Source organism: Streptomyces sp. NBC_01481, from assembly GCF_026339995.1.
In the GTDB taxonomy this organism is placed as follows: domain Bacteria; phylum Actinomycetota; class Actinomycetes; order Streptomycetales; family Streptomycetaceae; genus Streptomyces.
This window is the reverse complement of record NZ_JAPEPT010000002.1, coordinates 841,806-863,311: the sequence shown is the minus strand read 5'-3', so window position 1 is coordinate 863,311 and position 21,506 is coordinate 841,806. Positions and strand designations below refer to the sequence as shown.

The 21,506-nt window shown below is 70.3% G+C and carries 18 protein-coding genes and 2 tRNA genes; 5 read left to right on the top strand and 15 right to left on the bottom strand.

Annotated features, from left to right (window positions below; genetic code table 11):
• Positions 1 to 86: 86 nt before the first annotated feature.
• The 4 genes from OOK40_RS14575 to OOK40_RS14560 form a co-directional block, all read right to left on the bottom strand.
• Complete coding sequence (locus OOK40_RS14575; RefSeq protein ID WP_323136068.1) at positions 87 to 938, bottom strand: amidohydrolase family protein; 852 nt, start codon at positions 936 to 938, stop codon at positions 87 to 89.
• Positions 939 to 948: 10 nt separating this feature from the next.
• The gene (locus tag OOK40_RS14570; protein WP_266480784.1) at positions 949 to 1,293 is read right to left on the bottom strand and encodes an antibiotic biosynthesis monooxygenase; all 345 of its coding nucleotides are present in this window, start codon (positions 1,291 to 1,293) and stop codon (positions 949 to 951) included.
• Between the two features lie 87 nt (positions 1,294 to 1,380).
• The gene (locus OOK40_RS14565; RefSeq protein ID WP_266480782.1) at positions 1,381 to 2,247 is read right to left on the bottom strand and encodes a DUF2797 domain-containing protein; all 867 of its coding nucleotides are present in this window, start codon (positions 2,245 to 2,247) and stop codon (positions 1,381 to 1,383) included.
• Between the two features lie 104 nt (positions 2,248 to 2,351).
• On the bottom strand, positions 2,352 to 3,230 hold the full coding sequence (locus tag OOK40_RS14560; protein ID WP_266480780.1) for an arginase family protein: 879 nt from the start codon (positions 3,228 to 3,230) through the stop codon (positions 2,352 to 2,354).
• A 557-nt stretch (positions 3,231 to 3,787) separates the two neighbouring features.
• Between OOK40_RS14560 and OOK40_RS14555 the strand changes: the two genes are divergently transcribed.
• Positions 3,788 to 5,152, top strand: a complete 1,365-nt coding sequence (locus OOK40_RS14555; RefSeq protein ID WP_266480778.1) for a glutamate decarboxylase — start codon at positions 3,788 to 3,790, stop codon at positions 5,150 to 5,152.
• 228 nt (positions 5,153 to 5,380) lie between these two features.
• Here the strand turns inward: OOK40_RS14555 and OOK40_RS14550 are convergent, their stop codons facing one another.
• From OOK40_RS14550 to OOK40_RS14540, 3 genes are all read right to left on the bottom strand, one after another.
• Complete coding sequence (locus OOK40_RS14550) at positions 5,381 to 5,644, bottom strand: hypothetical protein (RefSeq protein WP_266480776.1); 264 nt, start codon at positions 5,642 to 5,644, stop codon at positions 5,381 to 5,383.
• A 520-nt stretch (positions 5,645 to 6,164) separates the two neighbouring features.
• A tRNA-Arg gene (locus tag OOK40_RS14545) sits at positions 6,165 to 6,237 on the bottom strand.
• 195 nt (positions 6,238 to 6,432) lie between these two features.
• Positions 6,433 to 6,526: transfer RNA gene (locus tag OOK40_RS14540), tRNA-Ser, on the bottom strand.
• A 206-nt stretch (positions 6,527 to 6,732) separates the two neighbouring features.
• On the opposite strand from OOK40_RS14540, the gene OOK40_RS14535 reads away from it, so the two are divergent.
• Positions 6,733 to 7,173: an SSI family serine proteinase inhibitor gene (locus tag OOK40_RS14535; RefSeq protein WP_266480774.1), complete on the top strand. Its 441-nt coding sequence runs from the start codon at positions 6,733 to 6,735 to the stop codon at positions 7,171 to 7,173.
• A gap of 169 nt (positions 7,174 to 7,342) precedes the next feature.
• On the top strand, positions 7,343 to 11,206 hold the full coding sequence (locus OOK40_RS14530) for a PAS domain-containing protein (protein ID WP_266480772.1): 3,864 nt from the start codon (positions 7,343 to 7,345) through the stop codon (positions 11,204 to 11,206).
• A 70-nt stretch (positions 11,207 to 11,276) separates the two neighbouring features.
• On the opposite strand, the gene OOK40_RS14525 is transcribed toward OOK40_RS14530, so the two are convergent.
• The 8 genes from OOK40_RS14525 to OOK40_RS14490 all read right to left on the bottom strand — a co-directional run bounded on the left by OOK40_RS14525 (position 11,277) and on the right by OOK40_RS14490 (position 19,167).
• Positions 11,277 to 12,923 carry a long-chain fatty acid--CoA ligase gene (locus OOK40_RS14525; protein ID WP_266480770.1) on the bottom strand — a complete coding sequence of 549 codons (1,647 nt, stop codon included), beginning with the start codon at positions 12,921 to 12,923 and terminating at the stop codon, positions 11,277 to 11,279.
• 237 nt (positions 12,924 to 13,160) lie between these two features.
• Positions 13,161 to 13,733 (bottom strand): SigE family RNA polymerase sigma factor, encoded by a 573-nt coding sequence (locus OOK40_RS14520; protein WP_266480768.1) that lies wholly within the window; start codon positions 13,731 to 13,733, stop codon positions 13,161 to 13,163.
• Positions 13,734 to 13,953: 220 nt separating this feature from the next.
• Positions 13,954 to 15,120, bottom strand: a complete 1,167-nt coding sequence (locus OOK40_RS14515) for a lipid-transfer protein (protein WP_266480767.1) — start codon at positions 15,118 to 15,120, stop codon at positions 13,954 to 13,956.
• A complete protein-coding gene (locus tag OOK40_RS14510) occupies positions 15,117 to 15,518 on the bottom strand; it encodes a MaoC family dehydratase (protein WP_266480766.1) in 402 nt (133 codons plus the stop codon). Before OOK40_RS14510 ends, OOK40_RS14515 begins: the two co-directional genes overlap by 4 nt.
• The gene (locus tag OOK40_RS14505) at positions 15,505 to 16,578 is read right to left on the bottom strand and encodes an acyl-CoA dehydrogenase family protein (RefSeq protein ID WP_266480765.1); all 1,074 of its coding nucleotides are present in this window, start codon (positions 16,576 to 16,578) and stop codon (positions 15,505 to 15,507) included. The genes OOK40_RS14510 and OOK40_RS14505 overlap by 14 nt, the downstream gene beginning before the upstream one ends.
• Entirely contained in the window at positions 16,578 to 17,480 is a 903-nt protein-coding gene (locus tag OOK40_RS14500; protein ID WP_266480763.1) for a bifunctional MaoC family dehydratase N-terminal/OB-fold nucleic acid binding domain-containing protein, read from the bottom strand. The genes OOK40_RS14505 and OOK40_RS14500 overlap by 1 nt, the downstream gene beginning before the upstream one ends.
• Positions 17,477 to 18,667 (bottom strand): acyl-CoA dehydrogenase family protein, encoded by a 1,191-nt coding sequence (locus OOK40_RS14495; protein WP_266480761.1) that lies wholly within the window; start codon positions 18,665 to 18,667, stop codon positions 17,477 to 17,479. The genes OOK40_RS14500 and OOK40_RS14495 overlap by 4 nt, the downstream gene beginning before the upstream one ends.
• A gap of 191 nt (positions 18,668 to 18,858) precedes the next feature.
• Positions 18,859 to 19,167 carry a hypothetical protein gene (locus tag OOK40_RS14490; protein ID WP_266480759.1) on the bottom strand — a complete coding sequence of 103 codons (309 nt, stop codon included), beginning with the start codon at positions 19,165 to 19,167 and terminating at the stop codon, positions 18,859 to 18,861.
• 342 nt (positions 19,168 to 19,509) lie between these two features.
• Between OOK40_RS14490 and OOK40_RS14485 the strand changes: the two genes are divergently transcribed.
• Positions 19,510 to 20,385, top strand: a complete 876-nt coding sequence (locus tag OOK40_RS14485) for a bifunctional DNA primase/polymerase (RefSeq protein WP_266480756.1) — start codon at positions 19,510 to 19,512, stop codon at positions 20,383 to 20,385.
• 226 nt (positions 20,386 to 20,611) lie between these two features.
• Positions 20,612 to 21,418, top strand: coding sequence for an MBL fold metallo-hydrolase (locus OOK40_RS14480; RefSeq protein ID WP_266480755.1), 807 nt, complete (start codon positions 20,612 to 20,614; stop codon positions 21,416 to 21,418).
• Positions 21,419 to 21,506: the final 88 nt, after the last annotated feature.

Genomic DNA, 21,506 nt, shown 5'->3' with positions numbered 1-21,506 from the left:
TCACCCTGCGACCCCGCCCTGAGAGGGTCCTTGCCCTTTGCTGTGAATTCCCTGAGAAAACGCTGGGTGCGACGGCCGGACAGGACCTAGGTGAGACCGAAAAGAGCCGCGCCGTTGTCGTGGCACACCGCGCGCAGCCAGTCGTCCCCGAGATCCAGCTGTTCCAGCGCCCGCAGTTGATGGACGTACGGATACGGGATGTTGGGGAAGTCGGTCCCGAGCAGCACCCGGTCCGCGAGCGCCGCCAGCCGGGCCCGCTCCCCGGCCGGGAAGGGGCTGAGGCGTTCACTGAAGTCCGTGAACGCCATCGTCGTGTCCAGCCGCACCTCCCGGTAGCGCTCGGCGAGATCGAGGAAGTCGGTGTACTCCGGCATCCCCATGTGGGCGACGACCAGCCGCAGCCGCGGATGCCGCGCGAGCAGGCGGCCCACCGGCTCGGGCCCGGTGTGCTTGCCGGGCACCGGCCCGGAGCCGCAGTGCGCCACCACCGGGATTCCGGCCTCGGCGAGCAGTCCCCAGACGGGGTCGAGCAGCGCGTCGTTGGGGTCGTACGCCCCCACCTGAAGGTGCGCCTTGAAGACCCGCGCCCCGCGCTCGACCGCCTCGCGCACGTACCGCTCGACGCCGTCCTCGGGAAAGAGGGTGGCGGTGTGCAGACAGCCGGGCGTGCGCTCGGCGAAATCGGCGGCCCAGCCGTTCAGCCAGGCGGCCATGCCCGCCTTGTGCGGATAGAGCATCGAGGTGAAGGAGCACACTCCGAACTCCCGCAGCAGCGCGACGCGTTCCTCCTCCTCGTGCCGGTAGGTGATGGGCCATTCCATGCCGGTCAGCGGGCCGACGGCATCGAAGTACGCCCACACCTTCCTGAGGACCTGCTCGGGCATGAAGTGAGTGTGTACGTCCACGAGTCCGGGCAGTCCGAGCCGCTGCCAGAACATCCGGACCTCGTCACTCCCGCTCAAAGCCGTAACTCCGCTCCACCTTGCCGACATGGACGCTGTAGCTGTCGAACCACTGGGCGCGTCCGCGCTTCTGCGCGGCCTGGTGCTCCAGATTCCGCTGCCAGGCGGCGATGGCTTCCTCGTCCCGGAAGTAGCCGACGGTGATCGCGAGCCCGCCGGGCGTCTTGGCCGACTCGTACCCGAGGAACCCGGGCACCTCCCGCACCAGTTCCTTCATCCGCTCGGCGGTCTCGCCGTATCCCTCGGGCTGGTCGGGACGGACGGAGGTGAAGACCACTGTGTAGTAAGGCGGTTCATGCGCCGCGACAGGTCTGATGTTCTGAATGCTCATGACGCCCAGCCTCCGTTCCCGGTCAGGGAGGTGTCCAGCCTCATTGCAGTAAGGGATCCAAAGGGGATCCAAGACTTGACCATACGGTCAGAAGAGCCCGTCCTGAACGGCCCCGCCGGCGACGTCGAGCAGGGGCACCGTCACGCCCTCCCCCGACCCGGCGCCGAGGAGCGACCAGCCGGTCATCAGCCGCGTATCGAGCACGACAAGCCCGTCGTCCGCGGTCCGCAGATGCAGATCGGGCCCGGCCGCCGCCACCACGCGCCCGGCGACGACCCCGCCGTCCACCAGTTCGCGCACAACTCCGGTCGCGGCGGGCAGACCGTCGAGCCCGAACACCTCGGCGTGGTCGACCGCCTCGAAATCCAGCCGCTCCAGCGACTCGGCCCACCCGGTGAGCCCCACGGCGCGGCGGTGCAGTTCCCCGATCTCCGCGGCCCGCTCCTCCGCCCCGGGCAGGGCAGCGCGGACGGCGCGCTTGGCCGCGTACGGAATCCGGTCGGGCACCCCCAGCGCACTACGCAGCAGCTCCTCGGTCCGGCGCGCGGCCATCAGCGGACCGCGCCCCAGCCAGCTGAAGACGACGGCCCCCTGCTCCAGCAGCCGCGCGGGCCCGCGCTCCTCGGCGGTGATGCCGACCTTGACCATCTCAAGACCGAACCAGGCGAGATACACGCGGTACGTCCGGGGGTCGTCCGCGATGGTGTCGGCGGCCACCGAGTGCGCCCGGTCCAGCCGCGCGCACTCCGCACACCGCGCCTGGGTCGCCCGGCCCGCCACGACGGCGCCGAGCGCACAGGGATTGCCCCGCGCCCCGACGCAGCATCGCTCACCCTCGGCACGGAAGCCGAGCTCCTTCCCGGCGGTCAGCGGACTGACCCGGCCGCCGTCCCACGCGAGCACGGGCATCCGGGCCCCCCGCGGCCAGCTGAGCCCTGCGCAGCGCCACGCCATACACACACCTCCGGCCGAAAACGGGGACGTTACCGGAGCCCGCTGACATCGCCCGCGATCGTTTCAGGCCTGCGCGGCCCCGGCCCAGACCTGACCAGCCCGGCTCAGCCCCGACCGGTCCGCGCGGACAGCCCCCGGCGCAGGCACTCGACGAGCCTCGCGGCGATGCTCCCGTCGGGATCGAGACGGGGATTGAAGATCGTGACATCGAAGCCGACGGCCCGCTCGTCCCCGAGCGCCGTGCGCAGCACGCTCTCCAGCTCGGCCCAGCTCAGCCCGCCGGGAAGCCGGTAGTCGACGGCGGGCATGACCGCGTCGTCCAGCACATCCACATCGAGGTGCACCCAGTACTCCCCGAGCCGACCGACGGCCCCCCGCGCCGCCGCCGCGGCCCCGACAGCCCGCACGCCGTCGAGATCGACCGCGCCCAACTTCGGCGGCAGCGCCTGCATCCCGGCCTCCGCTGACTCGCCGGCATCCCGGAACCCGAGCGCGACGACATCCTCGTCCCGCACCAACGGCCCCAGCCCTTCCAGATCGGCCAGCACCCGCGGCCCGCGCCCCGTCGCCAGCGCGAGCTCCATCGACGCGACCTCACCGGCCGGCTCGGCGGACGGCTGATAGAAGTCGGTGTGCCCGTCGAGGAAGAGCAGCCCGTACCGCCCCCGTCGCCGGAGCGCGAGGAGATTGCCGAGCAGGATGCTGCAGTCCCCGCCGAGGACGACAGGAAACAGCCCACGGTCAAGGACGCCACCCACGGTGTCGGCGAGTGCGCTGGAGTACCGCGCGATACCACCCGAATTGAGCACCCCGCTCTCGGGATCGAGCCCCGCCTCGTACGCCGGCGCCTCAACCCGCCCACCCCGCACGGCCCCCAGCCCCTCCACCAGCCCGGCCCCGAGCAGCGCCTGCGGCAGCTCCTCGACCCCGCTCGGCCGCAGCCCGAGAACGGAGGGCGCCTCGATGATCGCGAGTTCCCGCACTCCGCACGCCTCTCTCGACCTCAGCCTCAACCCGGTCAGACTTACGGCTGGTCCACCGCTACGCCGAGATTTCCGCACCACCACCCGGCACGGGCCACCCGATCGGCTCCGCGAGAGCTCACGGTTCACGGCAACGCAAGAGGCCCCTCGGATTTCTCCGAGGGGCCTCTGAGCTGTGTGCACTCGGCAGGATTCGAACCTGCAACCTTCTGATCCGCAGCTCTGTGTGGATCGGTCGCTGGCGGTCATAGCGGTCGCTTCGAGCGCTCTGGGGGACGCTGCTGGACGGTGGCGGCTGCTGGGGTTGCTGTACTTCTCTGCTGTACCGCAGCCTGATGCCTGAACCGAATCTGCGATCACGACTCTGACCTGTTGCTGAGAGTCACAAGAGGTGGCTCCTGCGGCTTCCTTCACCGTCCATCCACCGGAACGCGGGCTTCCGTGCGGCTGGCGAGCGTCGTCGATCGCTCGGGAAGGTACGCCGTTCGCGTGCATCCCGAGCCCCATCCACAGGTCCTGAGCATGGCTCCCTCTCCGACCGTGGTGGAGTCGCCGGTATGACCAAGAGTGACGCCGCGGCTCTGTTCGGCAACCGATTCCTGACCGTGCCCGCTCCCTCGGAGACCTTCCCCGAGGAAGGCATGGCTGCGACGGATGCAATGAGGCTCGTGGATGTGGATCTCGCCATGGAGGGTGACCCGCAGCGCAACCTCGCCACGTTTGTCACCACTTGGATGGAGCCGGAGGCGCAACGGCTGATCGCCGAGAATCTCCACCGCAATTTCATCGACCATGCGGAGTACCCGATTTCCGCCGAGATCGAGCAGCGTTGCGTGCGAATGCTCGCCGACCTCTACAACGCGCCGGGCAGGACAACCGGATGTCGGACCCAGGGCTCGTCCGAGGCGATCATGCTCGGTGCGCTATCCCTGAAATGGAAGTGGCGGGAGCGCCGCCAGGCGGCCAATCTGTCGGTCGACCGCCCCAACTTGGTCTTCGGCGGGGACGTCCACGTCGTGTGGGAGAAGTTCTGCCGCTACTTCGACGTCGAGCCGCGGATCGTGCCGCTTGCCGAGGGCAAGTACACGATCGGCCCGGAGGACGTGGAGCCTCACCTCGACGAGAACACGATCGGCGTCGTCGCCGTCCTCGGCACCACGTTCACCGGCCACAAGGACGACGTCGTCGGGATCGACAAGCTCCTGCGGGACGTCCGCAAGGAGCGGGACCTCGACATCCCGATCCACGTTGACGGAGCCAGCGGCGCATTCGTGTGGCCCTTCCTCTACCCGGACTCGAAATGGGACTTCCGGCTCGAGCAGGTCCGTTCGATCAACGTCTCGGGACACAAGTACGGCCTGGTCTACCCCGGCATCGGCTGGCTGGTCTTCCGCGAGGAGTCCGACCTGCCCAAGGACCTCGTGTTCCAGGAGAACTACTTGGGCAAGACCGACGCGACGTTCACGCTGAACTTCTCTACCGGCGCGTCGATGGTGCTCGCGCAGTACTACAACTTCGTCCGGCTCGGTCGCCAGGGCTACACCTACGTCATGAAGATGATGCAGGAGAACGCCCTCGCGTTGGCGGACAACCTGCGTAGCAGCGGCCGCTTCGAGGTGATCGGGAGCGACCTCGAGCAGCTGCCGCTGGTCGCTTTCCGTCTCGCCGGCAAGCACGCCTACGACGAGTCCGACGTCGCCTGGCAACTCTCGGCCGAGCGCGGCTGGATGGTGCCGGCGTACACGCTCCCGCCCAACGCGGAGCGGGTGAAGATCATGCGTGCCCTGGTCAAGGAGACCCTGAGCCGCGAGCAGGTCGATCGCCTGAGCCAGGACATCGCCGACGCGTGTCGCACTTTGGACGACAAGGGTGCGACCCATGGGACCGAGCGGGCCCAGGTCAAGCGCGGCACCGGCTACTGACGCCCGCAACCGGCATCCCCCGGGGACGGGCTGGCGGCGTCATCCTGCGGCACTCTCAGATCGCCATGACGATGGAGGTCTACGCCGAAGCGAGCGAGGAAGCAGTGCGCGCGGCGATCGGCAAGCTGTCCGAAGCGATGGGCGACACCGGCTGAGTCGCCACAGCCGCCGCGTATCAGTGCAGAAGACCTGGGGAGTGTTCCCCTGGTCTTCGCTGTTACGGCTGGCCTACGCCGACGGGGCCTCTACAGTCAGCGCGTAGTCCACGCCGGTCGAGAAGTCACCCGACTGGCCTCGGATCCTCAGCGTATGCGCCCCGGGCGCCAGCGATTGCAGCCGGACCCACAAGCCGCACCCAACGGCTGTGATGCGGCCTCCCGTTCCGGTAACCGCGTTGCCCCTAACGCTGCGCACGGTGATCGACTCACCTTCGTAGGTCTCCGGCTCAAGCTTTTTGCCATCCAGGAACACCGTCCCGTAGGCGCTGCTCATGAAAGCTGCACAGTCCGCACGATCGCTGAGGAGATTCACGACAGGGAAAGCGACCGGGCGACCAGCGGGAACACTGCACGCACGCTTGACGTGGCCACCGAAGGTGCCTGCCAGGAACCACACGTCTTGCGGTTGGTTTCGATCACATGCGCTCCCGTCATCGTCGGCAACGGGGTTCGTCGCCTCGGGCTCGGACGTTGCCCACGTCCACCAGTGGCCCTGCAGCTCCGCAGACGAGGATTCAGCGCCCACCGTCGTTGGAGAGGCTGGCCGACAGCCCACTAGTGCGGCCACGGCAATGGCCGTGAGCCCGACCAATCCCCGGTTGAACTTCATGTACGCCCGCCCCTCCGGTCGCTCACAGCTGCCAGAACCCCCCGGCATGGAGCGACATCGAGCGGACACCCTACCTACGGGGCCCGGCCCAGAGATCAGCAGCCTTCGGCCGTTGCTGTACTTCACTGCTGTACGGCACGACAAAGCCCCCTCCGGGATGATCCCGAGGGGGCTTTGAGCTGTGTGCACTCGGCAGGATTCGAACCTGCAACCTTCTGATCCGTAGTCAGATGCTCTATCCGTTAAGCTACGAGTGCTTGTGCGTCCTGGGCTTTTCTGCCCGGTCGGCGTTGCGGGAACAACATTACATGACCCGCGCCGTCAGGTGAAATCCGTTAAGCACATCCTGCCTGACCTGCGAAAACGCCGCAGAAACGCCCCTGAATCGCCCCCGCGAAGCAGCCGTGAACGACCGAAGCCCCGGCCATCAGGACGGGGCTTCGGTGATCAACTGGCGGAGGCGGAGGGATTTGAACCCTCGATGGGCTTTAAGACCCAAACCGCATTAGCAGTGCGGCGCCATAGACCGGACTAGGCGACGCCTCCAGCTCACCCGCGCGGGCGCGAGTGGTGCGTGCAGATGATGACACAGCCCGGTGGGGTGTCACCAATCGCTGTCCACGGTACTAGGCGCGCGGGCCACAGAGCAAAGCGCTTCTCCGGTTGCGCAACGCCGCGGCCCACGGAGCGTTAAAGATGCCGGGGCCCCGGGCCCCGGACGGAACCGTGACTCTCGAGCTCCAGGAGTTTCCATGCTGCGCCGCATCGTCCTCATCGCAACCGCCTCCGCCGCCGCGCTGGCCGCCGCCATCCCCGCCGCCGGGGCCTCGTCCCTTCCGCTGCCGTTGCCGCTGCTGTCCGCGCCGGCCGAGGACGAGATGACCGTGACCGTGTCCGACACCGCGCGGACCGACGGGATGTACGTGCTTCGGTGCGGGCCCACCGGCGGGGACCACCCGGCGGCGCAGGACGCCTGCGACCGGCTGGACGAGTTGGCGCTGCAGGGGGAGGACCCGTTCGCGCCGGTGCCGCAGGACCAGATGTGTACGGAGCAGATGGGTGGTGACGAGATCGCGCACATCACCGGCACCTGGCAGGGTCGGCAGGTGGACGCCACCTTCAGCCGGACCAACGGCTGCGAAATCTCGCGATGGCACATGATGGAGCCCGTACTGCCGAACACCAGGTCATAGGCCCAGGGCGTAGGCCGTGTGCACACAACCTTGGTGAGAGCTCCCCCTCATCCGCCGCCTCCCGCACATCCGCTGCCTTTAGACTCCCTCCAGTGACAGGCTGAAGCCCGAGGGGCAGTATGGGACCGGCCGTCCGCACCATGCAGTAGGTCAGGGAGGAACCGTCGTCGTGAGCAGCAGGCCATCCCGAGGCGCTGCTCGTCTCGCAGCCATACTCGACGCGCTCCCGGACGGGCTCGTGCTCGTCAACTGCAATGGCACAGTCGTCAACGCCAACACCATCGCCCTCGAACTCTTCGAGAGCGCGGGCACCGCACTCGTCGGGCGCGGGCTGCTCGATCTGCTGCCCTCCTTCGACTCCCGGCTGATCCCGGGCTCGATGCGACGGCCCGAGGCGGCCGACGAGCGGGGACGCACCAAGCCCGCCCGGATGATCGCGCGGCGCACGGACGGCAGTGAGTTCCCGGTCGAGGTCACCAGCGCGAGCCTCGAGGACGGGCGCGAGGCGTACGACTCGTACGGCGGCGGCTACACCGGTGACGAGCTGCTGATGCTCGTCGTGCGTGATCTGTCGGGGACCGTGGACACCGAGGCGGAGCTGGCGCGTTCGCAGCGCCAGACCGAGATGATCCTGCGGGCCGCGTCCGAGGGTGTCGTCGGTACGGACACGGATGGGCGCGTCGTCCTGGTCAATCCGGCCGCCGCGCAGATCCTCGGGTTCCGGGCTAGCGACCTAGGCGGCCAGGAGCTGCATCCGCTGATCCTGCACTCGCGCGCGGACGGCGAGCCCTTCCCGTACGAGGGGTCGCCGCTCGCGGACACCCTCAAGTCCGGTCGCAAGCACCGGGTGCGCGGGCAGGTGCTGTGGACGAAGAACGGTTCGAAGGTGTCGGTCGATCTGACGACCGCGCCGGTACGGGACGGGGACCAGCTCGTCGGCGCGGTGATGACCTTCACCGACCGGCGCCCCTACGAGGAGCAGGCGGAGCAGCACGCGGCGGAGCTGGCGCAGACGACCGAGCGGCTGACGGCCGAGATCGCGGAGACGACCGAGCGGCTGACGGCGGAACTCGCGGACAAGTCGGAGCGCTACGCCGCCGAGATCGAGGAGCGGACCGACCGGTTCGAGGAGCTGGCCGCCCGGCATGCCCAGCTGACCGCCGTACTGGGTGAGTCGCTGCGCGGGCCGCTGGAGGAACTGCGCGCCGAACTGGGCACGCTGGCCGCCGATCCGGCCGGCCAGCTGTGGCCCGAGGCCAACCAGATCCTGCATCATCTGGCCGCCGGATATGCCCGGATGACGACGCTTGTCGACAATGTCCTGAGCTATCAGCGGCTCGACACGGGCGCGGAGGAGTTGCACAAGGCCAAGGTGCTGCTCGACGAGGTCGTTGCGGCCGGTGTCGAGGGCGCGATCGAGCTGATCGGTCCGGGGCGGGCACAGTTCGCGGTGCACTCGCCGCCGATAGAGGCCGAGGTGGACGCGGGGCGTCTGGCGACGGCGCTCGCGCATCTCGTCGCGGACGTGGCCGGTGTCGACTCGACCGGCAAGGCCCGGGTGGTTCCGGGCGGCGGGTATGTGGACTCGACCGTCGTCGTGGCGGCTGCGCAGCGCGGTGATGTCGTACGGATCGAGGTTCGCGGGCCGTTCGCCGGGGGAGACCCGGTGCACGAGCCGATCGTGCGCGGGATCGTACGGGCCCACGGCGGGGTGCTGCAGACGCACGAGGTGCCGGGGATGAGCGGCAGCGCGTACGTCCTGGAGGTGCCGCTGGGCGAGGGCTCGGGGACGGTGACGGCTCCCCCGGCACCGGATCCCGAGGCCGGTGTGCTCGCGGTACCGGAACAGAAGGCCTCGCCCGCCACGACCGGCGGGGGCGGGCGGCGGCGAGCGCGGCGGGCTTCCACGGATGCCTTCCTGGAGAGCCCCGTGGCCGTGGAGGACCCGGCCACGCAGCCGACGGGCCGCCGCAGGGGTCATGCGGGAGAGCCGCAGCGGGAGCAGACCCCCGCCCAGGAATCGGGCGAGGGGAGTGGTTCGGGGAGCGGCGGGACCGGGCGTCGGCGCGGGCGGCCGAGCCCCGCCGAGCAGGCTGTCGCGGTCGCCGCGGGAGCGGCCCCCCGGCCTTCCGAGGGTTCGGTGGTGACGGCCGCGGAGGGCGCGGCCTCGACCGGACGGGCGGCGCTCGGCCAGACGGTGCCGCCGCAGGGCGTGCCCGTCGACCCGCACGGAACGGGCCCCTCCGGGCGGCGCGCGCTGCGCCCCGATGGCGGGATGCCCCAGCTGCCCGCAGCTCCGACCGCGACCGCGGCCCCCGCTGCTGCCCCTGCTCCGACCGCCGGGCGACGCGCCAGGCGGGCGCTGGCGACCGCGCCGGCCGAGGTGGAGGCAGGGCGCACGGCGTTCGCGCTCCCGCCTGCCGAGGCCGACCGGATTCCGCCGTCGGCGGGTGAGGCCGATGCCTCGCTGCCGGGCCGGCACGACGCCGTAGCGACCGAGCCGGGCACCCAGCACCACACACCGCCGCAGCAGCATCCGGAGCCGACGGGCAGGCGCCGGGCACGCCAGGGGGCTCAGCCTCTGCCGGAAGAGACACCCGAGCCGTCTGCGGTGCAGCCGGTCACACAGCCCGTCGCCCAGCCGGTCACCCAGCCCGTCGCCGAGCCTGCCGTACAGCCGGACTGGGCCGAGAACGGCACCGCAGGCAGGGGCCTCGCGGCCCTCGTCTCCGACGACTCGACCGGGCACCACGCGGCGGTCGTCGACGAGGCCGCGCAGCCGCCCGCTCCCGCACCCGCGCAGAGCCCGGCCCTGAGCCCTGGCCAGACGGTCGCGGCCGCCGGTTCCGTATCGATGCCGCTGCCCGTGCCCGCCGACGGTCCCGCCACCTCGCGCGCCGCGCAGCCACTGCCCGCCGCGCAGCCGCTGCCCGCCGAGGCTCCGGTTCCGGCCGAGGCCCCGGTTCCGGCCGACGCCTCACAGGGACGGGCCTTCAGCGTGCGCACGCTCGGGCAGGGCGTGCCGTTCTCGCAGCAGATCACCGAGAAGCAGAACCAGACACTCGGCTCCGGCCGTCGCCGCAAGCTGGCCACGCCCCCGGACGGCGAGCGTTCCGAATCATCCGCCCGTCAGCATCCGCAGGGCCCGGCACAGACCGGTTCGCTGATGCCGGCCGAGCGGACCGAGGGCCGGGCGTACGCGATCGGTGCCCCCGACGAGGGCGCGGAGGGCCCCGAGCCGCTGGACGGCCCGGGCGGCGCGGTCGAGGTGGCCAACCGGCCGCAGCCGCAGCCCGTCGACGACGAACTGCCCCCGGAGCCGCTGGACAACCCGCGCCGTCTCCTTGTCTGGCCCGCGCCCGACGTCTCCACCCAGCAGGCGCTGAGCGACCGCGGCTACCGCCCGGTGGTCGTGCACTCGCGCGAGGAGGTCGACGCGCAGATCGCGGCCTTCCCGGCGGCGCTCTTCGTCGACCCGCTGACCGGCCCGATCACCCGGACGGCCCTGCAGTCGCTGCGCCAGGCCGCGGTGGCGGCGGAGGTTCCGGTACTGGTGACGGCGGGGCTGGGGCAGGCGACGCGGGAGGCCGCGTACGGCGCGGATCCGGCCGTACTGCTCAAGGCGCTGGCCCCGCGCGACAGCGAACAGCACCCCCCGCGCGTGCTGTTGATCGAGGAGCACGAGGAGATCGCGCTCGCACTGTCGGCGACGCTGGAGCGGCGCGGTATGCAGGTCGCGCGCGCCGGGGCGGACACGGACGCGGTCACGCTCGCCTCCCAGATGCGGCCGAACCTGGTGGTGATGGACCTGATGCAGGTACGCCGCCGCAGGGCCGGGATCATTGACTGGCTGCGGGCGAACGGGCAGCTGAACCGCACCCCGCTGGTCGTCTACACCTCGGCGGGCCTCGACCGCGCGGAGCTGCCGCGGCTCTCGTCGGGAGAGACGGTGCTCTTCCTGGCCGAACGCTCCACGAGCAGCGAGGTACAGGCACGCATCGTCGATCTGTTGGCGAAGATCGGTACGAACTAGCTCGAAAGGGGCGGCGGTTGTGGCCGCCGCCCCTTCGTACGTCAACTACAGCTCCTTCGGCTCCACCCGGCTACAGCTGGGTGACGTCCAGCTCGCCGTCCGCGTACTGCTTGCGGATCACCTTCTTGTCGAACTTGCCGACGCTCGTCTTCGGAACGGCCGGGATCACCGCCCAGCGCTCCGGCACCTGCCACTTCGCGACCTTCTCGGCGAGAAAGGCTTTCAGCGACTCGTAGTCCGCGGTCGAACCTTCCTTGAGTACCACGGTCGCCAGCGGCCGCTCGCCCCACTTGGCGTCCGGGACCGCGACCACAGCCGCCTCGGCGACCTCCGGGTGTGCCATCAGCGCGTTCTCCAGATCGACGCTGGAGATCCACTCGCCGCCGGACTTGATGACATCCTTCGCCCGGTCGGTCAGCGTCAGGAAGCCGTCGGCGCTGATCACACCGACGTCGCCGGTCTTCAGCCAGCCGTCCTCGCTGAACTTGTCCTCGGGCCTGAAGTCCTCGCCGCCCGCGCCGCCGTAGTACGCGCCCGCGATCCAGGGGCCGCGCACCTCCAGCTCACCGGCAGACTCGCCGTCCCAGGCCAGGATCTCGCCGCCGGGACCGACCAGCCGCCCCTCGACACCCGCCGGGAAACGGCCCTGGGTGACGCGGTACGGCCACTCCTCCTCCGCGCTGAGCCCGGCCGGGGGGTGAGCCATAGTGCCCAGCGGGGAGGTCTCCGTCATGCCCCAGGCGTGGCAGAGCCGCACACCCAGCTTGTCGTACGCCTCCATCAGGGACGGCGGGCAGGCCGCGCCGCCGATGGTGACCTGCTTCATGGAGCTGAGGTCCCGCGGGTTGGCGGTGACCTCGGCGAGCAGGCCCTGCCAGATGGTGGGGACGGCGGCGGCGTGCGAGGGCTTCTCGCGCTCGATCATCTCGGCGAGCGGGGCGGGCTGCAGGAAACGGTCGGGCATCAGCATGTTGATGCCGGTCATGAACGTGGCGTGCGGCAGGCCCCAGGCGTTGACGTGGAACTGCGGGACCACGACGAGGGTCGTGTCCCGGTCCGTCAGCCCCATCGACTCGGTCATGTTGACCTGCATGGAGTGCAGGTAGATGGAACGGTGGGAGTAGACGACACCCTTGGGGTCGCCGGTGGTGCCGGAGGTGTAACACATGGCGGCGGCGGTGCGCTCGTCCAGCTGCGGCCAGTCGTACGTGCTCGGGCGGCCGGCGATCAGCTCCTCGTACTCGTGCACCCGCGCCTGCGCGCCGTCGAGCAGCGAACGGTCCCCGGGACCGGAGACGACGATGTGCTCGATCGTCGGCAGGTGCGGCAGAAGCGGCGCGAGGAGCGGCAGCAGGGAGCCGTTGACGAGGACAGCCCGGTCGGCCGCGTGGTTGACGATCCACACCAGCTGCTCCGCGGGCAGGCGGAGGTTCAGGGTGTGCAGTACGGCGCCCATGGAGGGAATCGCGAAGTACGCCTCGACATGCTCCGCGTTGTTCCACATCAGGGTGGCGACGCGCTGGTCGCCGTCGATTCCGAGCTCGTCGCGCAAGGCGTTGGCCAGGCGGCTCGCCCGCTCGCCGACCTCCGCAAAGCTGCGGCGCTGCGGCTCGGCCTCTCCTGTCCAGGTGGTGATCTGTGACTTTCCGTGGATCGTCATCCCATGCTGAAGGATGCGGCTCACAGTCAGCGGTACGTCCTGCATGGTGCTCAGCACGGCGTCCTCCCGGTGGGCGCTAGCGCTACGTGGCAGTAAGGGTGGGAAGATTCTGCTCACATACCGCGTGGTATGTCACTACCCGGAGGCAATCAATCGGCGCCGGAAGATCAGTGCGGAAACAGCAGGGCCTGCGGAAACAGGTGAGACGGGAGGGGTGCGGGAGCGGTCGGGAAGGGCAAGCGCGACGGGTCGGGTCCGGGGGCGGGGCCTGGCCGGGAGCCGGGCCGGGGCCGGTCAGCGTACGGGCGCCAGCTCCGGGTCCTCGCGGAGCTTGCCGAGCGCCCGCGACACCGCGCTCTTGACCGTGCCGACGGAAACCCCGAGCACCTCGGCCGTCTGGGCCTCGCTGAGATCCTCGTAGTACCGCAGCACCACCATCGCCCGCTGCCGGTCGGGCAGTTTCATCACCGCGCGCCACATCGCGTCGTGCAGCACCTGCTGCTCGGCGGGATCGGGCGTGGGCACGGTCTCGGGCTCGGGCAGCTCGTCGCACGCGAACTCGTCGACCTTGCGCTTGCGCCACTGCGAGGTGCGGGTGTTGAGCAGTGCGCGGCGCACATAGCCGTCGAGCGCCCGGTGGTCCTCGATCCGCTCCCACGCGACATATGTCTTCGTGAGCGCGGTCTGCAGCAGGTCCTCGGCGTCACTCGGGTTCGCGGTGAGCGAGCGGGCTGTTCGCAGCAGCACGGGCCCCCGCGCCCGTACGTACGACGAAAACGATGAGTAGGTCGCATAGCGCGCGTTCGGCGTGTACGAGGCCGCCGGTGCGGCGGCCTTCGAAGCGCTTGTGCAGACTGGCGTGGTCATAGGTCCACGCTAGGAGCGGGCACTACGGTCGCGGATCGGCCCCAGGTCCCGAAGCGGTGTCCGCCTCAGGTTGTACGGGTGGTGCTGCCCCCACCTCCTGAAGGTGGAGGACCACCCCGACGGTGGGATACGGGCAGCCGCGGCTTCGCCTCGGTCTGTAAGCCGCCGTAAGCCGCCTCAGCCGCCGCAAGCCGTCCCTCCGCCGTCCGTCAGCCGTCCGTCAGCCGTCCGCCCCCAGGACGAGCCCGGATGTGGGCACGCCGGTGCCCGCGGTGACCAACACCCTGGACGCGCCCGGTATCTGGTTCACCGAGGTGCCGCGCAGTTGTCTGACCGCCTCCGCGATGCCGTTCATGCCGTGCAGATACGCCTCGCCGAGCTGCCCGCCATGGGTGTTGAGCGGCAGCGCGTCCGCGGCCACGAACTCCGCGGCCTCGCCCGGCTTGCAGAACCCGAACTCCTCCAGCTGCATCAGAACAAACGGGGTGAAATGGTCATAGATGATGCCGACATCGATATCGCCGGGGGCGAGCCCGGAGGTCGCCCAGAGCTGCCGGGCCACCACACCCATCTCGGGCAGCCCGGTGAGATCGTCGCGAGAGAAGCTGGTCATCTGCTCCTGAGCCCGGCCCGCACCCTGCGCGGCCGCGACGACCACCGCCGGCGCCTGCCGCAGATCACGGGCCCGTTCGGCGCTGGTGACGACGATCGCCTGGCCGCCGTCGGTCTCCTGACAGCAGTCCAGGAGACGCAGCGGCTCGACGATCCAGCGCGAAGCGGCATGATCGGCGAGGGTGATCGGCTTCCCGTAGAAGTACGCGGCGGGGTTGTTCGCCGCGTGACGGCGGTCGGTGACGGCGACATGGCCGAACGCGTCGGGCGTCAGCCCGTACGTATGCAGATAGCGCTGCGCGGCCATGGCGACCCAGGAGGCGGGGGTGAGCAGCCCGAAGGGAAGGTTCCAGCCGAGCGCCGCGCCTTCGGCGGACGGCTCGCGGTGCTGCACCCCGGAGCCGAAACGCCGGCCGGACCGTTCGTTGAACGCCCGGTAGCAGACGACGACTTCGGCGATCCCGGAGGCGACGGCGAGGGCCGCCTGCTGCACGGTGGCGCAGGCCGCGCCGCCTCCGTAGTGGATACGGGAGAAGAAGGACAGCTCGCCGATGCCCACCGCCTGGGCGACGGTGATCTCCGGGCTGGTGTCCATGGTGAAGGTCACCAGGCCGTCGACGTCGGCGGGGGAGAGGCCGGCGTCGTCGAGTGCGGCACGCACTGCCTCGACGGCCAGCTTCAGTTCGCTGCGGCCGGAGTCCTTGGAGAACTCGGTCGCCCCTACGCCCACGACGGCTGCCTTGCCCCCGAGCGTGTCCCGGCTGCGGATGCTCATAGGGCGCCCTCCGGGCTCGGCGCGAGGCTCACGGTGACCGTGCCGGTGACGTGGTTGCCGATGCCGTTGGCGCCGACGACCCGCACTTCGGCGGTGCCGTCCTCGACGGAGGTGACCGTGCCGCTCAACACCATCGTGTCTCCCGGGTAGTTGGGCGCGCCGAGCCGGATGGCGACCTTGCGGAGCACGGCACGCTCCCCGAGGCAGTCGGTGATGTACCGCCCGACCAGGCCGTTGGTCGTCAGGATGTTCATGAAGATGTCCGGGGATCCCCTCTCCTTCGCGAGCTCCGTGTCGTGATGCACGTCCTGGTAGTCGCGCGAGGCCACGGCTCCGGCGACGATCAGGGTGCGGGTGATGGGGATGGTGAGCGGCGGGAGTTCGTCACCGACTTTCACGTACGGGCTCCTTTGTGAGTACGGGCTCCTGTGCGGTTGCGGGCTCCTGTGCGAGCAACTGGCCCAGCTCGGCGAGGAGTTCCGGACCGCAGCCGAGGTAGGCGTCCAGCTGGCGGCCCCACAGGAAGTGCCGGTGGACCGGATGGTCCAGATCGGCACCGGTCCCGCCGTGCAGATGCTGCCCGGCGTGGACGACGCGCCGGCCGGCCTCGGAGGCCCACCAGGCGGCGGTCAGCACTTCGGCCGCCGCGTCGAGCCCCTCGTCCAGCCTCCAGGCGGCCTCGTAGGCCGTGACCCGTATCGCCTCGGTGTCCATGTACGCGTCGGCGGCGCGCAGCAGCACTCCCTGGTTGGTGGACAGCGGACGCCCGAACTGCTCACGGGCCGAGGTGTGTTCGACGGCCCGGGCGAGCGAGCCCGCGCACACCCCGGCCTGCAGTCCCGCGAACGCGGTACGGCCCAGGGCGAGCACGGACTCGTAGGCACCGGGCCCGCCCAGCCGCTCGCCCGGAGTGCCGGACAGCACGAGCCGTCCCGCCGACCAGGGCGCCGTGGTCTCCACGTCGGTCACCTCCGCATCCGCGGTCCGTACGAGCCACAGTGCCCGGTCGGCGTCCGGCACCAGCACATGCGTGGCGTCCCGCAGCCAGGGCACGAGCGGCACCGAGCCGCTCAGCCGGTCCGGCGCCAAGACGCGTATGCCGCCGCGTGCCGGAAACGCCCCGGTCGCCACCGCCGTGCCCTCGCCCAGCGCGGGCAGCAGCCGGGCCCGCTGCTCGTGCGTGCCGTGCCCGGCCACCGCCAGCACCCCGTAGACGCAGGTGGCGGCGAAGGGCACCTGAGCGGTGGTCCGTCCCTGCTCCTCCAGCAGCAGCACCAGACCGAGCAGACCTATGTCCTCGGCGGCCCCCGGAAGGCCCGCCGCGCACAGCGCCTTCCACAACTCCGCGTCCGTACCGGTCCCGGCGGCGACCAGCCGCTCATGCGTGGAGAGATCACCGAATATCCGCGCCGCCAACTCCCGGGCGGCCGTCTGCTCCTGCGTGGGTGTGAAGTCCATCAGGCACCCCCTTGAGCGCCACTGAAGACCGGCAGCTCCAACTCCTCGTCCACCCGCAGGAATTCGAGCCGTACGGGCATCCCGATCCGCACCTTGTCGTACGGCACGCCGACCACATTGCTGACCATGCGGACGCCCTCGGCCAGCTCGATCAGCCCCACCGCGTACGGCGGGTCGAAGGCCGGGAAGGGCGGGTGGTGCATCACCACGTACGAGTAGACCGTCCCCGCGCCGCACGCCTCGACGGTGTCCCATTGCGCCGAGCCGCACGCCCCGCATCCCGGCAGCCAGGGCAGACGCAGCGTCCCGCACCCGCCGCACCGCTGGATGAGCAGTTTGTGTGCGGCCACCCCTTCCCAGAATCCGGCGTTGTCCCGGTTGATCACCGGCCGTGGCCGTCTGGCCGTGGCGGCCTTCGGTTTCGGCCGGGCCGGGGCGTACTTGAGGATCCGGAAGCGATGCGTCCCGGCCGGTTCGCCGTCGGCCCTCACGTCCATCCGTGTCGTGACGAAGTGGCCCGCTCCCAGCTTTGTCGTCTTGAGCTCCGACACCGACTCGATCACCGCGTCGAAGGTGATCCGGTCCCCCGGCCTCAGCGGCCGCAGATACTCCTGCTCGCAGTCGGTCGCGACGACCGAGGTGTAGCCCGCCTCGTCGAGCAGTCCGAACAGCTCGTCGTGCACCGCCGACCGGTCCGTGTGCCCCGAGAGACCGCCCATCGTCCAGGCTTGCAGCATCGTCGGCGGCGCTATGGCGTCGGGCCCGCTGTAGGCGGGGTTGGTGTCCCCCATCGCCTCGCACCAGTGCCTGATCATCGGCTCGTTGACCAGGTCCTTGCCGACGCCCGAGGTGGTGGCCGCCCGCCCCTCGTACGCCTTCAACCGCTCATACAGGTCCGTCACCGCTTCCCCCTCCTCATGCCGAGTCGCATCGTCGCGACGATCTCCCGCTGCACCTCGCTCACCCCGCCCCCGAAGGTGTTGATCTGCGCCGCCCTGTTCATCCGCTCCAGCTCCCCGTCCCCCAGCGGACGCTCCCCGGCACAGATGTCGAGCGAGCCGGGCGATCCGGCCCGGATCAGTCCTGCTTCCCCCGTGATTTCCTGGCACATGCGATACGCCTCGACCGTGGATTCAGTTCCCGCGAACTTCACGCCACTCGCGTCGCCGGGGGCCAGCCGGCCCGCCCCCACATCCCCCACCAAACGCCAGTTGAGCAGGCGCGTTGCCGCGAGCCTGGCATGTACTTCGGCCGCTCGGAATTGGACCCACGGCACGTCAATCCGGCGCTCGCCGGTCACTGGATCGGGTGTACGGGCTCGCTTCAGCACCGCCGCGTAGAAATCCTCGGCCTGCATTCCGATCGCCGCGAGCGCCACCCGCTCGTGGTTGAGCTGGTTGGTGATCAGTCCCCAGCCGCCGTTCTCCTCGCCGACGAGGTTCGCGGCGGGTACCCGTATCCCGTCGTAGTACGTCGACGTCGTGGCCAGGCCGCCCACCGTCTCGATCGGGGTCCACGAGAAGCCCGGCACGTTGGTCGGGACCAGGATGATCGAGATGCCCTTGTGTTTGGGCGCCTGCGGGTCCGTACGGCAGGCGAGCCAGATCCAGTCGGCGTTCTGGGCGTTGCTGGTGAAGACCTTCTGTCCGTCGACGACCCAGGAGTCGCCGTCCCGGACGGCACGCGTACGCAGCGAGGCAAGGTCCGTCCCGGCCTCCGGCTCGCTGTAGCCGATCGCGAAGACGAGGTCGCCGCTGAGGATGCGCGGCAGGAAGAAGGACTTCTGCTGTTCGGTGCCGTACTTCATCAGGGTCGGACCGACGGTGTTCAGGGTCACCATGGAGACGGGCACACCGGCGCGGTACGCCTCGTCGAAGAAGACGAACTGCTCGTCGGGGCCGCGCCCCTGGCCTCCGTACTCCACGGGCCAGCCGAGACCGAGCATCCCGTCCGCCCCGATGCGTCGCAGCAGCCGCCTTCGGCCCGGTTCGTCGGCGGCGGGCGGCGGTCCGTCCGGCATCAGTTCTCGGAAGTACGAGCGAAGTTCGGCGCGCAGCTGCTGCTGCCGCTCCGTCGGGGCGAGGTGCACGGCGGCCGCCTCCCGGGCCTACGGATCAGGGTTTCTGACTGTCCGTCAGATGCGTGTCCCCTGTCAAGGTCAGCAGCGGCCCCGGCCGCTCGGGCGGATGCCTCCGTACGCACAACGGCCTGCGCGACGGCACCGAAGTACCGCCGCGCAGGCCGTCGTTCACCCCTTGGTCGAACCCCCCATCGGGCCGGTCACCACCACAATTCCGTGAAGTTCACCACCGCATGGGACTGATCGATCGCCGTGAAGCCGGAGCCGCTCACGCTTGCGGTGTGGTTCTGGTTGGACGCTCCGGCTCCGTTCGCCACCTGTTGGGTGGTGGTCGAATTTCCCCAGTTGTCGCCGGCGACTCCGCTGCCGATGACCGAGGCCACCGCCGCGTTCGATCCGTCGTCCGCGAAGGCGCCGTTGTCGGCCTGGGCGACACCCGAGAAGAGTGCGGCAGCGAGGGGCAGGGCAGCGACGGCGGCGAAAGCGCGGGCGGTACGGATGCATGCCATGTCATTTCCTCCATGAACGAGAACTGCAGAACTATGGCTTGACTACGGCTTGTTCCGGGGCAGTTGGCCGACCGCCCGGGATCGTGATCACGACGTCGCGAGATGAGAGTTGCCCACGGAATCCCCGGCGAACCACCCCGGACACCCCAATTCCCCCTCAAGCGTGAGGACATGTCGATAAACCCCCTTCACGCCCACAGAACCCCAGCTCAGGCCGTGTGCACCACGAAACCCGGGCAGGGCAAGGAAGGAAGCGTTTACGGCATATATTCGGCCAATCCCCCCTTCGCGCCGAGACGGCCCCCTCTTCCCTTCTTCGAACACCTGTACGAACATAGAGGCATGGCCACCACCGACCGGCAGAACGCCACCCTGGCCCTCGCCCACGCTCTCTCCGCCGCGGAGCGCGGGCTCCCCGTCATTCCCCTGTCCCCCAGCAAACTCCCCGCCCTGCGCTCCCCCCACAGGGGCGACGCAGAGCCGGTCCTGTGCCGCGGCGAATGCGGCCTCCCCGGCCACGGCGTCCACGACGCCACCACCGACCCCGCAGGCGTCCGCGCCCTCTTCGCCGCCGCCCCCTGGGCCACCGGCTACGGCATCGCCTGCGGACGGCCACCGCACCATCTGATCGGCATCGACCTCGACACCAAGTCCTCGACCGACTCCGTCGCCGCGCTCCAGGACCTGGCCCTGCGCCATCTCTTCACCATCCCCGAGACGGTCACCGTCCTGACCCCGAGCGGCGGCCGCCACCTCTGGCTGACCGGCCCGCCCGACATCGTCGTCCCGAACTCCGCGAGCAGGCTCGCCCCCGGCATCGACGTACGCGGCGCCGGCGGCTATCTCGTCGGTCCCGGTTCGGTCAGCGCGCACGGCGCCTACCGCCTCGCCCCGGGTACGGCCGAGCTGTCCCCCGCGCCCTGCCCCCGCGCACTCCTTCGCCTCGTGACACCCCCCGCACGCCCCCACCACCCCACACAGGCGGGCCCGGCCCGCCCGGTGCAGGGCAACGGCCTGGTCCAGTTCGTCCTCGCCGCGCACGAGGGCCAGCGCAACACCCGGCTGTTCTGGGCGGCCTGCCGCGCCTACGAGAACGGCTTCGGCGACGAGCTCGCGGACGCCCTCACCGAGGCGGCGGTCCAGGCGGGCCTCACCGAACGGGAGGCCCGCGCGACGATCGCCTCGGCGGAACGGCTCACCTCGGGGCGCCGCTACTGAACAGGTCCCGTGAACGGGTCCCGCCACCACCCCACCGGGCTCCCGCGTGCGCCGGCGTACGCACGAGCACACCCTGGACACATGGGCACCGCGCGTCCGGAGTCCTGCCCGCAGTCCTGTCCGCAGTCCTGACCGCCCGCGAGCAGGTCGCGGGCCTGATCGCGGCCGCGGTTCTCTGGACGGCCGCGAACCCGCACCGTCCCCGGCTGACTCACCCGGACTCACCATGAACACTCACAAGGCCGGAAGCGACAGCACCGTACTCAGCGACTGCCTCGAAGTGCCCGGGATCGGCTTCATCCCCGTCAACGCCTTCGTCCTGCACTCCAGCCAGCCCGTGGTCATAGACACCGGCCTCTCGCTCCCCGACCGGGACTTCCTCAACACCCTCGGCTCCGTCATCGACCCCGCCGACGTCCGCTGGATCTGGCTCACCCACCCCGACCGCGACCACACCGGCGGCCTGTTCGACCTGCTCGCCGCGGCGCCCAAAGCACGCGTCTTGACCACCTTCATCGGCGCCGGCATCATGTCCACCGAGCGGCCTCTGCCCCTCGACCGCGTCTGCCTGGTCAACCCGGGCCAGACCCTGGACGTCGGCGACCGCACCCTCAGGGCGTTCCGGCCGCCACTGTTCGACAACCCCGCCACCGTCGGCTTCTACGACGACCGCTCGGCGACCTGCTTCAGCTCCGACTGCTTCGGCGCACCCATGCCGAGCGCGGAACTGGCCGTCGCCGACGACGTCGGCGCCGTACCCGCCGGGGATCTGCGCGATGCCCAACTGCTGTGGGCCACGGTCGACAGCCCCTGGGTCCACGTGGTCGACAAGGACAACTACCTCGCCACGGTCCAGCCCCTGCGCACCATGGCCCCCGAACTGGTCCTCTGCACCCACCTGCCGCCTGCGTCCGGACTGGCGGGGCCGATGCTCGACACCATCGAGGCCGTCCCGGGCGCGGACCCCTTCGTGGGCCCGGACCAGCAGGCGCTCGAGCAGATGCTCGCCGGCTTCGAACCGGACCAGCCGTGAATCGCGGCAGGACGGGACATGCGAACGGCCCGGACCGGCTTCGTTGACCGGTCCGGGCCGATTCGTCACACAACCTGCGGTGGGTGCT

Coding starts and splice junctions, on each gene's coding strand:
- OOK40_RS14570 (WP_266480784.1), bottom strand. CDS start 1,293: ATGAGCATTCAGAACATCAGACCTGTCGCGGCGCATGAACCGCCTTAC.
- OOK40_RS14535 (WP_266480774.1), top strand. CDS start 6,733: ATGCTGCGCCGCATCGTCCTCATCGCAACCGCCTCCGCCGCCGCGCTG.
- OOK40_RS14485 (WP_266480756.1), top strand. CDS start 19,510: ATGGCCACCACCGACCGGCAGAACGCCACCCTGGCCCTCGCCCACGCT.
- OOK40_RS14505 (WP_266480765.1), bottom strand. CDS start 16,578: ATGGACTTCACACCCACGCAGGAGCAGACGGCCGCCCGGGAGTTGGCG.
- OOK40_RS14550 (WP_266480776.1), bottom strand. CDS start 5,644: ATGAGCAGCGCCTACGGGACGGTGTTCCTGGATGGCAAAAAGCTTGAG.
- OOK40_RS14520 (WP_266480768.1), bottom strand. CDS start 13,733: ATGACCACGCCAGTCTGCACAAGCGCTTCGAAGGCCGCCGCACCGGCG.
- OOK40_RS14565 (WP_266480782.1), bottom strand. CDS start 2,247: ATGGCGTGGCGCTGCGCAGGGCTCAGCTGGCCGCGGGGGGCCCGGATG.
- OOK40_RS14515 (WP_266480767.1), bottom strand. CDS start 15,120: ATGAGCATCCGCAGCCGGGACACGCTCGGGGGCAAGGCAGCCGTCGTG.
- OOK40_RS14490 (WP_266480759.1), bottom strand. CDS start 19,167: ATGGCATGCATCCGTACCGCCCGCGCTTTCGCCGCCGTCGCTGCCCTG.
- OOK40_RS14555 (WP_266480778.1), top strand. CDS start 3,788: ATGACCAAGAGTGACGCCGCGGCTCTGTTCGGCAACCGATTCCTGACC.
- OOK40_RS14575 (WP_323136068.1), bottom strand. CDS start 938: ATGTTCTGGCAGCGGCTCGGACTGCCCGGACTCGTGGACGTACACACT.
- OOK40_RS14480 (WP_266480755.1), top strand. CDS start 20,612: ATGAACACTCACAAGGCCGGAAGCGACAGCACCGTACTCAGCGACTGC.